13 protein-coding genes are annotated in these 14,634 nt (G+C 33.7%); 12 read left to right on the top strand and 1 reads right to left on the bottom strand.

What is annotated here, in order from left to right; translation table 11 throughout:
- The 9 genes from Q0E71_RS04895 to yihA all read left to right on the top strand — a co-directional run.
- The coding region (locus tag Q0E71_RS04895; protein ID WP_294796613.1) for a UvrB/UvrC motif-containing protein at positions 1-336 on the top strand (336 nt) is incomplete at its 5' end.
- Entirely contained in the window at positions 326-3,163 is a 2,838-nt protein-coding gene (gene uvrA / locus Q0E71_RS04890; protein ID WP_294796611.1) for an excinuclease ABC subunit UvrA, read from the top strand. The genes Q0E71_RS04895 and uvrA, both read left to right, overlap by 11 nt.
- Positions 3,164-3,212: 49 nt before the next feature.
- Positions 3,213-4,025, top strand: coding sequence for a YgcG family protein (locus tag Q0E71_RS04885; protein ID WP_294796608.1), 813 nt, complete (start codon positions 3,213-3,215; stop codon positions 4,023-4,025).
- Between the two features lie 28 nt (positions 4,026-4,053).
- The gene (locus Q0E71_RS04880) at positions 4,054-4,632 is read left to right on the top strand and encodes a LemA family protein (RefSeq protein ID WP_294796607.1); all 579 of its coding nucleotides are present in this window, start codon (positions 4,054-4,056) and stop codon (positions 4,630-4,632) included.
- A 125-nt stretch (positions 4,633-4,757) separates the two neighbouring features.
- On the top strand, positions 4,758-6,047 hold the full coding sequence (tig, locus tag Q0E71_RS04875; protein ID WP_294796605.1) for a trigger factor: 1,290 nt from the start codon (positions 4,758-4,760) through the stop codon (positions 6,045-6,047).
- 12 nt (positions 6,048-6,059) lie between these two features.
- Entirely contained in the window at positions 6,060-6,641 is a 582-nt protein-coding gene (gene clpP / locus Q0E71_RS04870) for an ATP-dependent Clp endopeptidase proteolytic subunit ClpP (RefSeq protein WP_294796603.1), read from the top strand.
- A 3-nt stretch (positions 6,642-6,644) separates the two neighbouring features.
- Complete coding sequence (clpX, locus tag Q0E71_RS04865; RefSeq protein ID WP_294796601.1) at positions 6,645-7,898, top strand: ATP-dependent Clp protease ATP-binding subunit ClpX; 1,254 nt, start codon at positions 6,645-6,647, stop codon at positions 7,896-7,898.
- A 76-nt stretch (positions 7,899-7,974) separates the two neighbouring features.
- Complete coding sequence (gene lon / locus Q0E71_RS04860) at positions 7,975-10,359, top strand: endopeptidase La (RefSeq protein WP_294796599.1); 2,385 nt, start codon at positions 7,975-7,977, stop codon at positions 10,357-10,359.
- Positions 10,352-10,936, top strand: coding sequence for a ribosome biogenesis GTP-binding protein YihA/YsxC (gene yihA / locus Q0E71_RS04855; protein WP_294796597.1), 585 nt, complete (start codon positions 10,352-10,354; stop codon positions 10,934-10,936). Before lon ends, yihA begins: the two co-directional genes overlap by 8 nt.
- Positions 10,937-11,039: 103 nt before the next feature.
- Here the strand turns inward: yihA and rd are convergent, their stop codons facing one another.
- A complete protein-coding gene (gene rd / locus Q0E71_RS04850; RefSeq protein WP_082244110.1) occupies positions 11,040-11,198 on the bottom strand; it encodes a rubredoxin in 159 nt (52 codons plus the stop codon).
- A gap of 110 nt (positions 11,199-11,308) precedes the next feature.
- Between rd and Q0E71_RS04845 the strand changes: the two genes are divergently transcribed.
- The 3 genes from Q0E71_RS04845 to cls all read left to right on the top strand — a co-directional run.
- Entirely contained in the window at positions 11,309-11,704 is a 396-nt protein-coding gene (locus tag Q0E71_RS04845) for an ATP-binding protein (RefSeq protein ID WP_294796594.1), read from the top strand.
- Positions 11,705-11,764: 60 nt separating this feature from the next.
- Positions 11,765-13,591 (top strand): translational GTPase TypA, encoded by a 1,827-nt coding sequence (gene typA, locus Q0E71_RS04840; protein WP_294796592.1) that lies wholly within the window; start codon positions 11,765-11,767, stop codon positions 13,589-13,591.
- 11 nt (positions 13,592-13,602) lie between these two features.
- A partial coding sequence (gene cls, locus Q0E71_RS04835; RefSeq protein WP_294796590.1) for a cardiolipin synthase occupies positions 13,603-14,634 on the top strand: 1,032 nt, incomplete at its 3' end.

Here is a 14,634-nt window from a genome sequence, read left to right as displayed (position 1 = left end):
GGACTTGTTATTATGTACGCAGATACTATAACTAAATCTATGGAGAGCGCAATTAATGAAACAGCTAGAAGAAGAAAGATACAGATGAAGTATAATGAAGATAATAATATAACGCCTATGACTATTAAAAAATCGATTAGAGATGTTATTGAAGTAACTAAGGCGATGGATGAGGGCGAAAAGTACACTTATAGCGCAAAGGGCGTTCAAGATAAGATTAAGAAACTTACGACAAAGATGAATAAGGCGGCAAAGGATTTAAATTTCGAAGATGCTGCTAAATACAGAGATATGATAGAAGAATTGAAGAAGGAGGAATTATTCATTGGAGAATAAAATAGTTATTAGAGGTGCCAATGAAAATAATTTAAAAAATTTAGATATAGATATACCTAGAAATAAATTTGTGGTTATAACTGGACTATCAGGCTCAGGGAAGTCTTCACTTGCTTTTGACACAATATATGCTGAAGGTCAAAGAAGATATGTGGAGAGCCTTTCAAGCTATGCTAGAATGTTCTTAGGCAACACTACTAAGCCGAATGTTGAGTTTATTAGCGGTCTAAGTCCATCTATATCCATAGACCAAAAGACTACAAGCAATAACCCGAGATCAACAGTAGGAACAGTTACAGAGGTTTATGATTATCTAAGACTTTTATATGCAAGAATTGGCCAAATCTATTGCCCAAGCTGTGGTAAGAAGATTACATCACAAACCATTGATCAGATAGCTGATATAATCATGAGCCACGATGAAGGACAAAAGATTTATGTCTTAGCACCTATCGTCAGAGGACAAAAGGGTCAACATAAAAAAGTTCTTGATCAAATCCAAAAAGATGGCTTTGTCAGATATATTTTAGATGGCGAAATGCATGATATTACAGATAAAGTAGATATAGACAAGAACAAGAAACACGATATTGACATCGTTATCGATAGGCTTGTGATTAAAGATGGTATATTATCAAGACTAACTGGCTCACTTGAGACTGCAGTTCATTATTCGAATGGCCTTGTTAAGATAAATTATTTAGACTTATATGAAAAATCTTATTCAACAAAATATGCCTGCATTGACTGTGGTATATCATTTGATGAGCTATCTACAAGATTATTTTCATTCAATAGTCCCTTTGGTATGTGTGAGAGATGTAACGGGCTAGGCTACTTTAGAAGCATTGACAAGGATTTAGTTATACCCGACTATTCACTTTCACTTGAAGAAGGAGTCATAGAGCCATTTAAAAATTCTAAGAAGGGCACTTATTATTATAAAATATTTAAATTTATATTAGATAAATATGGCTTTAAAGAAGACCAGCCATTCTCAGAAGCACCTAAGAAAATGATAGATGATTTACTTAATGGTACTGACTACAATGTAAGGTTTAAGTACAATTCATTATTCACAAAAACATCTAAAGAATTTAATAAGAAGTGGCCGGGTATACTATCGGTAATGATGGATAGGCTTACAAGCTCTATGTCTCAAGCGGTTAGAGATAACACTGAGGAGTACGTTGAAGAGATTGAATGCCCTGAATGTCACGGTGCAAGACTAAAAAAGGAAGCGCTTGCTGTTAGGGTAGGCGATTTAAATATATATGAATTTACAAAGCTTAGTATAAAAGACGAACTTGATTATATAAATAATTTAAAGCTTAATGAAACAGAAGAAAAGATTGCTGAACAAATCTTGATTGAGATAAAGAAGAGATTATCATTCTTAATAACTGTAGGACTTGATTACTTAAATCTATCGAGAATGGCAAAGACTCTATCTGGTGGTGAAGCGCAAAGAATTAGGCTTGCTACGCAGATAGGCTCTGCTCTAGTGGGCGTTATATACGTTTTGGACGAGCCATCCATAGGCTTACATCAAAGAGACAATTTAAAGCTGATACAAGCGCTTAGAGAGCTAACAGACGCAGGCAACACCTTACTTGTAGTAGAACATGACGAAGAGATTATGCACCATTGCGACGAGATTATAGATATTGGTCCAGGAGCAGGTATACATGGTGGTCATCTTGTTGTTCAAGGCAATATCAATAAGGTTATGAAATGTAAAAAGTCCATCACAGGCGATTATTTATCTGGAAGAAAGAAAATACCACTAAAGGATGAGTATAGAAAAACTGATAAAGATAATGTTTTGAAAGTCATAGGAGCAAGCGAAAACAATCTTAAAAACATAGACGTGGAAGTGCCTCTAAGTGAATTTGTTACAGTAACAGGTGTTTCTGGTTCAGGAAAGTCAACACTTGTAAATGAAATTATTTATAAATCACTAGCACAAAAGATTAATAAATCAAAATATAAACCTGGTAAGAGAAAAGCTGTTGAAGGCATTGAAAACATCGATAAGGTAGTAGTAATTGATCAAAGCCCAATAGGTAGAACGCCTAGATCAAATCCGGCGACATATACAGGTACCTTTGATTTAATTAGAGATGTCTTTGCCATGACACAAGAGGCTAAGATGAGAGGCTATCAAAAAGGAAGATTCTCTTTCAATGTTAAGGGCGGTCGCTGCGAAGCATGTAAGGGCGATGGTATATTAAAGGTTGAAATGCATTTCTTGCCAGATGTATATGTACCATGTGAGGTATGTAAAGGAAAGAGATACAATAGAGAGACACTTGAAGTTAAGTTTAAGGACAAAACTATAGCCGATGTGCTTGAAATGACAGTTGAGGAAGGACTAAAGTTTTTTGAAAATCAACCGCGTATAGCAAGAAAACTACAAACGCTTTATGATGTAGGTCTTGGATATATAAAGATTGGTCAAAGCTCAACAGAGCTATCGGGTGGCGAGGCACAAAGAGTTAAGCTTGCCACAGAACTTTCTAAAAAGTCAACTGGAAGAACAATATATATACTTGATGAGCCAACTACAGGTCTTCACTCACATGACGTTGCTAAACTTATAAAGGTACTGAACACACTTGTTGATCAAAACAATTCAGTCTTAGTTATAGAACATAATCTTGATGTTATTAAGCAATCAGACTACATCATAGACCTTGGTCCAGAAGGCGGAGACATGGGAGGAACCATAGTTGCGACAGGAACACCTATTGAAGTAGCTAAGAATAAAAAATCATATACAGGAAAGTTTTTGAGAGAAATATTTGAAAAGGAAGGAAAGCTTTAATTGATTAAAAGCATGACATTTCGGGTATATTTTATATACGGAGGTAAATATGAAAAAGAGCTTTCTTAAAAAATTTATAATATTATTTATAGTTCAAATAATTTTCTTACAAGGCTTTACTGCAAAAGCAATCTCAAAGCCTGATTATGGATTTGTTCTCGATAATGCAAATATTATCTCTCAAGATACTATTGATCATATTAATGAAATGAATTTTAAAATGAAAGACTATGGAAGCCAAGTCGCTGTACTTACTGTCAACGACCTAGGAGGAACGGATATAGAATCATTTTCTAATAAAGTATTTAGAGATTGGGGCATAGGTGATAAGAAAAAGAACAACGGAGTACTTTTATTAGTAAGCCTTAATGATAGACAGGTAAGGTTTGAAGTAGGTTATGGGCTTGAAGGCGCAATAAATGATGCTAAAGCAGGAAGAATAATAAGAAATGTAATAAAACCTAATTTTCAAGCAGAAGATTACGATAAAGGTATTAGAGATGCGTTCGATAGCGTAATTTATTACATTGGAGAAGAGTACAATGTAAAGTTTGAAGAAATAGACGTAAATGAATTAGGACTTGAAAATGACTTATCTATAAGCCCAGTAATGATAATATTATTAATATTTTTATTTATTATGATTACATCTAGGCTTAATAGATCAAGATATATCTACGGCAGAAGAGGAAGAATGTATAGACGTAGACGTAGAAATATATTTTTCGATGACGATGATCCATTTGGTGGCTTTTTCGGAGGCTCTGGTGGTTCAGGCGGATTTGGCGGCTTCGGCGGATCAGGTGGCGGCTCATTTGGCGGCGGTTCATCTGGCGGCGGCGGAGCATCAGGATCTTGGTAAATAAATTTTAAATAAAGGAGAATATGAAATGGAAGAAAAAAGACAAAGAAGAGGTAAATTTTCACCACTTTTAATTATACTAGTAATAGTAATTGCTTTAGGTGCACTAGTAGCATTTAAGTACAATGGTCTAGTTAACAGACAAGAGAATGTTAATAAGACATGGGCAGAAGTTCAAACTCAATATCAAAGAAGAGCAGACCTAATACCAAACTTAGTTGAAACAGTAAAAGGTTATGCTAAACACGAAGAAGAAACGCTTGAAAACATAGCTAAACTTAGAAGTGGATACACAGATGCAAAAACACCTGAAGACTATGAAAAGCTTGATACAGAACTAGCTAAAAACATTAACATAGTTGTAGAAAACTATCCAGATTTAAAAGCTAATGAAAACTTCTTAAGTTTACAAGATGAATTAGCAGGAACTGAAAACAGGATAGCAGTTGCAAGACGTGACTTTAATAACGAAGCAACTGAATTCAATAAATCAGTTAGGACATTCCCTAACAATATCTTTGCATCGATGCTAGGCTTTGATAAATTTGAAACATTTAAAGCTCAAGATGGAGCAGAGAACGCACCAAGCGTTGATTTTGGTAAATAATTTAATTAAAAGTCAAACTTTGATCTTGTTTGACTTTTTCTTGTGTAATTAAGTAAAATATTTATTTACTTATAACGATATTAGTGATATAATAACAACATAAGTAATTTTAAGGAGTGAATTAAGTGAAAGTTAATTTTGACAAAAAAGAAAAAAATAAAGTTTACTTCAATGTAGACGTGGATTGGAAGGATTTTGAGCCTAAGATAGACGAAGCTTATAAGAAGATTAGATCAAAATTTAGTATTCCTGGATTTAGAAAAGGTAAAGTACCTAAGATGATTATTGAACAAAACTATGGCGTTCAAGTATTTTACGATGAAGCTATAAACATAATGCTTCAAGAAATCTATCCAAAGGCATTAGAAGAATTAGATTTAAAAGTTGTTGATCAACCAGATGTTGATGTTAAAGACTTTAAAGAAAATGAAAATATTAACTTTACATTTGAAGTAGAAGTAGTTCCTGAGTTTGAATTACCAAACTTCGAAGAGATAGAAGTTGAAGACGTTAAAGAAGAATTCGATAAAGAAGTAGTTACAAATGAAATCGAAAGATTAAGAAACGAAAATGCTAGATACACTATCATTGAAGATAGAAAAACTAAAAAAGGTGATATAGTTAAGCTTGATTTCAAAGGTTATGTAGATAACGAAGCTTTCCAAGGCGGAGAAGCAAAAGACTATGAACTAGAAATTGGTTCTAATTCATTTATACCAGGCTTTGAAGATCAATTAGTAGATAGAGCTATAGGAGAAGAATTTGATGTAAATGTTAAATTCCCTGAAGAATATCATGCAGAAGATCTAAAAGGAAAAGATGCTAAATTTATCTGCACTATAAATGAAATTAAAGTTAAAGAATTGCCTGAACTTGATGATAACTTTGCATCAGATGTTTCAGAATTTGATACATTAAAAGAATTTAAAGCAGATTTAAGAAAGAAATTAAAAGCTCAATTCAATGAAATGATTGACGCTCAAAGAGAAAACAAAGTACTTGATAAAGTTATTGAAGAAACAAAATTTGATGTTCCAAATAGAATGATTGAAGACGAAGTAGAAAACGAATTAAGAAACTTCCAATATAGACTACAAGCTCAAGGCTTAAACTATGAAGATTACAAGAAGTATACTGGAAATACAGACGAAGAAATCAAGGAAACATTCAAAGAACCTGCAGAAAAGAGAGTTAAACTTGGTTTAATTCTTGAAAAATATGCTCAAGAAAATAAATTAAAAGCAACAAAGAGAGATTATGACAAAGAACTTGATAAATTAGCTGAAATGTATAAGGCAGAAGATAAAGAAGAATTTAAAAAATCAATGAGTGAAGGATCTCTAGAATTCCTAGATAGAGGCATACTTAACTCAAAAGCAATAGACGATATAAAGAAAAAAGTAAAATATATTTAATGGGGTGATAAAATGGCATTAATTCCTATGGTTGTAGAACAAAGTTCCAGAGGAGAAAGGTCATATGATATCTACTCAAGGCTTTTAAAAGAAAGAATTATTTTCTTGTCAGGGGAAATAAACAATGAGATGGCTGACTTAATTGTAGCTCAATTGTTATTTCTAGAAGCAGAAGATCCTGATAAAGATATACAAATCTATATAAATTCACCAGGAGGCTCAGTATCAGCTGGCTTTGCTATATATGATACAATGCAATATATAAAGCCTGATGTTTCAACTATATGCGTTGGCTTAGCTGCGTCAATGGGTGCCTTTCTATTAGCATCAGGCACTAAAGGAAAGAGATATGCTCTACCAAACGCTGACATCATGATACATCAACCACTTGGTGGAACTCAAGGACAAGCTGAAGACATTCGTATTCAAGCAGAAAAGATTCTTGAAATTAGAAAGAGAATAAATAAGATACTGTCAGAAAAAACTGGACAAGATATTGAGATAATCAATAGAGATACTGACAGAGACTACTACTTAAATGCAGAAGAAGCAGTTAAGTACGGTCTAATAGATAAAGTTATGGAGAAACATTAATAAATGTCGAAATATGATGAAATAAGATGTTCCTTTTGTGGAAAAACTCAAAACGAAGTCAAAAGATTGATATCTGGACCAAATGTATACATCTGTGATGAATGTATTAACGTTTGTATGGATATATTAGAGGAAGACCATCTACTAAATGAAGAAAATTATGACTTCGAAGATATGGTTTTACCAACACCAATGGAGATAAAGAAGTCTCTAGACGACTATGTCATCGGACAAGATGACGCTAAGAAGACTTTATCCGTTGCTGTATATAACCATTATAAGAGAATCACAAAGGATACTACTGATAAAGATGTAGAAATAAAGAAAAGTAATATACTTTTACTTGGTCCAACAGGAAGCGGTAAAACACTTCTTGCTGAGACTCTAGCAAGGATACTTAACGTTCCATTTGCAATATGTGATGCAACTACTCTTACTGAAGCAGGATACGTTGGTGAAGATGTTGAAAACATCATTCTTAAGCTTATCCAAAATGCGAACTACGATGTAGATAGAGCTGAAAGAGGCATAATATATGTTGATGAGATAGATAAGATTGCTAAGAAAAGCGAAAACGTTTCCATAACAAGAGATGTTAGCGGTGAAGGCGTTCAACAAGCGCTTCTAAAGATCTTAGAGGGAACTATAGCTAATGTTCCTCCACAAGGCGGCAGAAAGCATCCACAAGAGGAGTTTATTCAAGTTGATACAAGTAATATACTCTTCATAGTTGGCGGAGCCTTCCAAGGACTAGATGACATCATTGCAAAGAGAACTTATAAAAAGTCTTACGGCTTTGGATCAGAAATTTTCGATAAATCTAAACAAAAGTCAGAAGCTTTAAAGCATGTTGAGAGCGAAGACTTAATGAAGTTTGGTTTAATACCAGAACTAATAGGTAGACTTCCAGTTACAGTAACTCTTAACGAGCTTAAGGAAGATGATTTAGTCAAGATACTAACAGAGCCAAAGAACGCACTTATTAAGCAATATCAAGAGCTTATTAGGATGGATGGCGCAGAGCTTGAGTTTACTGACGATGCAGTTAGAAGGATAGCTCAAAAAGCTATTGAGATGAAGACTGGAGCTAGAGGACTAAGAAGTATTATTGAAAAAGTAATGCTTGATATAATGTATGAACTTCCATCTAAGAAGTACGATGGAACATTAAAGATAGATAGCTCTGTTATAGATGGAAAGAAGAAGCTTACTTATCAAAGTGACGATAAGGATAAAGAAGAAAAAATCGTTTCATAGATTAAGCAGATTGCTTATTTAGAAGCTCAATAAGGCCGGACAGATATGTTTCGGCCTTTTATTAAAGGAGAAAGATATGGATAATTATGAAGAAATAATTGATAATTTTTCATTTGACGATGACTATGGTGAAGATGGCATCAAAGTGCCCATCGTTTCAATTCAAGATTTAAACCTTGTTAGTAATAATTTTTACAGTATCAATCTAGATAATGAAGACTTGGTTACTTCTATAGCGAAGGCATCTAAAACTAATGGTATCTTTGCTGTTTTTCAATTAAAAACAAATAGAAAGTCTATATCAAGCGCAAAATCAGTTCATGAGATAGGTATACTTGCTGAGATTGAATCCATAGTTCCTAATAATAAGTACATGAAGATGAATTTTAGAACACTATCTAAGGTTTATTTAACTAATGTTTTTAAGAGCGATGGCATTGTTTATGGTGATCTTATAAAACTAAATGACGAGAACGACTATTCATTTGACAATCCTGAGAATATTACATACTCTGAGGTAGTTAAGAGTGCACTCGATAAGTTAAATGCACTTATTATGGAGAGTCAATCAAGTAAGGATAAGATAGCTCCAAGTACTGTTGACTACGATGTATTTTTGGATAGTATATTCTCAAGGCTAGATATTGATAAAAAAATTACTCAAGATTATAATAATGCACTTGACAAGAAGGAAAGAACTAAGATAGTTATTGATACTATCAATAAATCCATAGTTACAATTGAGGTTTTACAAACACTTCAAGATAAAACAAAAGATGCCATGGACAAAAATCAAAGAGACTACATCCTTCACGAACAATTAAAGATTATAAAAAACGAACTTAATGCGGATAAATCTGGAGCTAAAAATATTTTTGATGCATATAGAAGTGATATTAAAAAATTAAAGGCTCCAAAAGAAGTAGAGGAGAAGGCTTTTAAGGAGATAGAGAAGCTTGAGCAAACGCCAGTAACATCACCTGATTATCCTTCTACACTTCAATATATCGAGTTAATTAAGGACCTTCCTTGGAATACTAGAACTAAGGATACAAAGGATTTAAAGTTAGCTAAGGAGATACTTGATAGGGATCATTACGGCTTAAAAGATGTTAAGGACAGGATACTTGAATACCTTGCTATACTTAATAATAAGAAAGCTATAAAAGGCTCTATCATATGCTTCGTTGGACCGCCAGGGGTTGGTAAGACATCTATCGCTAACTCCATAGCCAATGCTACGAACAGAAATTTTGTTAGGATGTCACTAGGCGGTATCAAGGACGAAGCTGATATTAGAGGTCACATGAGGACCTATGTTGGATCAATGCCAGGAAGAATTATTTCTTTAATGAAGAAGGCTAAGTCAAAAAATCCAGTATTTTTATTTGACGAGATAGATAAGATAGGCCAAGATTTTAGAGGAGACCCATCGAGCGCACTGCTAGAAGTGCTTGACAGCTCTCAAAATAGTGATTTTACTGATAGATACTTAGAACTTCCATATGATTTATCAGAAGTATTATTTATAACTACAGCAAACTCGTTAGATACAATACCGGAAGCTTTACTTGATAGGCTTGAAATTATAAGGATAGAGGGCTACACTGACGAAGAAAAGCTTAATATAGCAAAGAAGTATCTAGTACCAAAGTCTTTAGAAAATGCTGGTTTAAGTAAAGATGCAATAAAATTTGACGATGAAGCTCTTTATAGACTTATAGATAATTACACAAGAGAGTCTGGTGTAAGAGAACTTGAAAGAAAGATACAATCAATAATTAGAAAGCTAGTTTATAAAAAATATATGGATGATGATCTAGTAAAAGAAGTTGAGGTAAAAACTGTTGATAAATTACTAGAAGGACCTATTTTTGAATACAACTTAGTTGATAAAGAGGACAGCGTTGGTAAGGCTGTAGGCCTTGCATGGACAAGGGTAGGCGGCGACACGATAAACGTTGAAGCTCAATTAATGCCTGGTGATGGCAAACTTAATATAACTGGTAACCTTGGTAAAGTTATGCAAGAGTCTTGTCAATTAGCGATAAGCTACTTAAAGGCTAACTACGAGTACTTTAATATTGACAAAAAGAAGTTCAAAGATTACGACATACATGTTCACGTACCAGAGGGCGCTATACCAAAAGATGGACCAAGTGCTGGTATAACCATAACAACAGCGATACTATCGGCTCTAACAGATCAAAAGATTAACAGATACTTTGCTATGACTGGAGAAATTACTCTATTAGGTAATGTCCTTGCTATTGGCGGTCTTAAAGAGAAGGCGCTTGCTGCTAAGAGAATGAAGATTAGGGATTTAATACTTCCTATGGAAAATAAGAAAGATTTTGAAAAGCTTCCAAAAAATATTAAAGAAAGTCTTAATGTACACTACGTTAATAATTTTAAAGAGCTTAGCAAAATTATTTTCATAGATGGTGATAAAGATGCTTAAGATTAATGAACCCTTCTTAGAGAGGATGGCAGTCGACGAGAAAAGTTACCCAAAAGATGGTCTTAAAGAGATAGTCTTAGTCGGTAGAAGTAATGTTGGTAAGAGCTCATTTATAAATGCGCTTACTAACAGAAAGAAACTTGCTTATACATCGTCTTCACCTGGAAAGACTAGAACTATTAACTTTTATAATATGGATAATAAGTTTAGAATAGTTGACCTTCCTGGCTATGGATATGCAAAAATTTCCATGAAGGAAAGAGAAAAATGGAAGAAGATTATAGAAGAGTACCTTGTTAAGTCTCAAAATATTGCTCTTATCTGTCAAATAATTGACATTAGGCATGAACCAACAAAGCTAGACTTAATGATGTATGATTACATTCGATCAACTGGAACGGATTATCTCATCATAGCTAATAAGCTAGATAAGTTAAAATCATCACAAGTATTAAAACAAGTAAGCATAATAAATAAATCACTACACGACTTGGATAAGGATTTACTAATACCATTTTCATCGCAAGACAAAAGAGGAGTTAAAGAGGTACTAAATAAGTTCGAAGAGATAATTTAATAATATTAAGAAGAAAGGCGCTTATATCAATACTGATAATAGCGCCTTTAACTATATCATAAAAATGAAAAAGCCGAATCACTTCGGCTTTTAATTTACTTAGTTACATTTTAGAAAACATGTCCTTACCAACACCACAAACTGGGCAAACCCAATCATCAGGGATGTCTTCAAAAGCTGTTCCTGGAGCTATACCTCCGTCTGGATCACCTATTTCAGGATCATAAACATAACCGCATGCATCGCATTCATATTTGTCCATAATGCAACCTCCTTCCTTTCGATTTATTTATACCCAAAACAGATAATTTGTAACAATTTGCTTAATAATTTTTTATCACGGGTATAAATAGATTGTAGAGGAAGGATATAATGTATAAATTTTATGGAACAGTATCTTCAAATATTGAAAGTGTCGAGGTTTTTGTAGATAGAATAGTAGAAAATCTATATGAATATTTGCCTAATGAGATGATATTTAATATTAGGCTTGTTCTTAATGAGCTTTTGCTTAATTCCGCATCACATGGAAACCAATATAGCAAGGATAAAAAAGTTAAGCTATACATATCTATATGCAATGAGTCAATAAAACTTAGAGTAGAAGATGAAGGGGTCGGGACTCTTAGCATATGCTCGAATAATACTGCCTGTGACCTTGGTGGAAGGGGACTAAAGATAGTTGAAGCCTTGACAGACAGCGTTGCTAGATTGGAACATGGTATAAAATGCACTATTTTTTCAAGCTTTATTGATGATAGAGAGTAAAATACTTGTAATTATTATAAAAAAGTATTATAATAAAAGGTAGTGTTTAGGAGGAATAATATGTTAAGAGAAGATTTAAGAAATATAGCAATCATAGCGCACGTTGACCATGGTAAGACAACCTTAGTCGACCAAATGCTTAGACAATCAGGAACTTTCAGAGAAAACCAAGTTGTACAAGACAGGGTTATGGACTCTGGAGATCTTGAAAAAGAACGTGGTATTACTATACTTTCAAAGAATACAGCCGTTATACACAACGGTAAAAAGATTAATATCATTGATACACCCGGCCATGCTGACTTCGGTGGTGAAGTAGAGAGAGTTCTAAAGATGGTTAATGGTGTAGTTTTGGTTGTAGATGCCTTTGAAGGACCTATGCCACAAACAAAATTCGTATTAAAGAAGGCATTCGATTTAAACCTACCAGTTATTGTATGTATAAATAAGATTGATAGACCAGAAGCAAGACCTGTTCAAGTAGTTGACGAAGTTTTAGACTTATTCATAGAACTAGGTGCTGAGGATGAAGCTCTTGAAGCTCCATTTATCTTTGCATCTGCTAAAAAAGGCTACGCATCAAATCAAGTGACTATCGAAAAAGATAATATGGACGATTTATTTGATGCCATCATCGAGCATATACCAGCTCCTGAATCAAGCGAAGACGAGCCACTACAATTACTTATATCAACAATTGACTACAACGACTATGTTGGTAGAATTGGTATAGGCAAGATTGAAAGAGGTACTATAAAGAATGGCCAAGAAGCTGTCTTAGTTAATAAGCTTCATCCAGAAATGCAAAGAAAAGTTAAGATAGGTAAACTTTATGAATTCATTGGTCTTGACAAAGTTGAAACAAATGAACAAAAGGGCGGGGCGATAGTTGCCGTTACAGGTATTGAAGACATATCTATAGGTGATACTATAGCTGATTCTGAATGCCCAGAGGCTTTAGACTTCGTTAAGATATCTGAACCAACCATCTCTATGAACTTCATTGTAAATGATTCACCATTTGCAGGAAGAGAAGGTAAATTTGTAACATCTAGACAAATAAGAACAAGACTAGAAAAGGAATTACAATCAAATGTATCATTGAGAGTTGAAGAAACTGATTCTACAGACGCATTTAAGGTATCGGGTAGAGGCGAGCTTCATTTATCAGTTTTAGTTGAAACAATGAGAAGGGAAGACTATGAACTTCAATTATCAAAACCACAAGTACTATTCAAAACTGATGAGAATGGCAAGAAGCTTGAACCTATGGAAAAGGTTACAGTTGACGTTTCGGAACAATTTGTTGGAGCGGTTATAGATAAATTATCAAGAAGAAAAGCTGAATTACAAGAGATGAAAGAAAACTCAGCTGGATACTCTAGACTAGTATTTAAGATGCCTGCAAGAGGCTTAATTGGATACAGAGGGGAGTTTATGACTGATACACACGGCGAAGGTATTATAAACTCGAGCTTCTTAGGCTATGAGCCATATAAAGGAGAGATACCTACAAGAACTACTGGATCACTAATTGCCTTTGAAACAGGCGTTGCATCAAGCTACGGATTAAATATTGCACAAGGCAGAGGTATATTATTCATAGGACCACAAACTGAAGTTTATGAAGGCATGGTTGTTGGAGAAAATCCAAAGGGCCTTGATATAGAAGTTAACGTTACTAAGAAGAAACAAATGACTAATACAAGAGCAGCGGGCTCTGATGATGCTATTAGACTTAGCCCACCAAGAGTATTATCACTTGAGGAAGCTCTTGAATTCATTGAAGACGATGAGCTAATAGAAGTAACACCAAAATCTATTAGAATAAGAAAGAAAATATTGGATACAAACAAGAGGTATAAATCAAAAAATACTAAGAAATAGGAGATAATGCGATGGATGTCTCATTACAAGTTTTAATTGGTTATTTATTAAACTTGTTATTAGGCCTATTTATAGTTTTTAAAGAAAGAAAGAATATAAAGTCAACATGGCTATGGTTAATGATACTACTTTATTTGCCATTTGTTGGCTTTATACTTTATATGTTCTTTGGACTTAATTATAGAAAGAGAAAAACTTTTGATGAAAAGATGATGCTAGATGAGCAAGAGAAAAGACTTATTGAGCATCAAAAAAAGTATATAGCTCTAAGTAATTCAGATAGCCTAAATGCAGATCAAAAAGATTTAATAAATTTATGCTTAGCAACAAGCGATTCCGCTTTTACCGATTATAACGACATTAAATTTTACTTTGATGGAAAAGATAAGTTTAAAGACTTATTTGAAGACATCAAGAATGCAAAAGAATACATCTATATAGAGTACTACATCTTTAAAACAGATGAACTAGGAAGGGAGCTTATAAGCCTTCTTAATCAAAAGTTAAAAGAAGGGGTAGAGGTAAGGATACTTGTCGACGCAGTTGGCTCTAGAAGCATCAGAAAAAGACACTTTATAGAGTTTAAAAGATTAGGTGGCGAAGTAGACTCGTTCTTCCCATTGTTTTTCTCTAAATTTACTACAAGATTCAACTATAGAAATCATAGAAAGATAGTTGTTATTGATGGCAAAATTGCATATAGCGGCGGTTTTAATGTTGGTAATGAGTATATTAACAATGATAAAAAATTTGGATTTTGGAGAGATACTCATTTTAGATTAGAAGGGGACATAGTTGAAGAGTACCTAAGAAGATTTAACTTTGACTATAGATTTGCTACTAAGATTAAAACAAAAGGTGAATTTTATAAAGATCATGACATTAAGACTTTAAGCAGAATGCAGCTAGTAACATCAGGACCAGACTCAATGTATGAAAGTATAAAGAATGTTTATCTGAAAATGATAAGCTCAGCTAAAAATAGGCTATGGATACAAAGTCCGTACTTTGTTCCTGATGAATCTATCTTCGAAGCAGTCAGG

This window comes from uncultured Fenollaria sp., assembly GCF_934202865.1.
GTDB lineage: Bacteria > Bacillota > Clostridia > Tissierellales > Peptoniphilaceae > Fenollaria.
Note: the sequence above shows the minus strand (reverse complement) of the source record. Positions and strands in the feature narration are given on the sequence as shown.

Coding starts and splice junctions, on each gene's coding strand:
- clpX (WP_294796601.1), top strand. CDS start 6,645: ATGTCGAAATATGATGAAATAAGATGTTCCTTTTGTGGAAAAACTCAA.
- typA (WP_294796592.1), top strand. CDS start 11,765: ATGTTAAGAGAAGATTTAAGAAATATAGCAATCATAGCGCACGTTGAC.
- yihA (WP_294796597.1), top strand. CDS start 10,352: ATGCTTAAGATTAATGAACCCTTCTTAGAGAGGATGGCAGTCGACGAG.
- lon (WP_294796599.1), top strand. CDS start 7,975: ATGGATAATTATGAAGAAATAATTGATAATTTTTCATTTGACGATGAC.
- rd (WP_082244110.1), bottom strand. CDS start 11,198: ATGGACAAATATGAATGCGATGCATGCGGTTATGTTTATGATCCTGAA.
- Q0E71_RS04880 (WP_294796607.1), top strand. CDS start 4,054: ATGGAAGAAAAAAGACAAAGAAGAGGTAAATTTTCACCACTTTTAATT.
- clpP (WP_294796603.1), top strand. CDS start 6,060: ATGGCATTAATTCCTATGGTTGTAGAACAAAGTTCCAGAGGAGAAAGG.
- Q0E71_RS04885 (WP_294796608.1), top strand. CDS start 3,213: ATGAAAAAGAGCTTTCTTAAAAAATTTATAATATTATTTATAGTTCAA.
- Q0E71_RS04845 (WP_294796594.1), top strand. CDS start 11,309: ATGTATAAATTTTATGGAACAGTATCTTCAAATATTGAAAGTGTCGAG.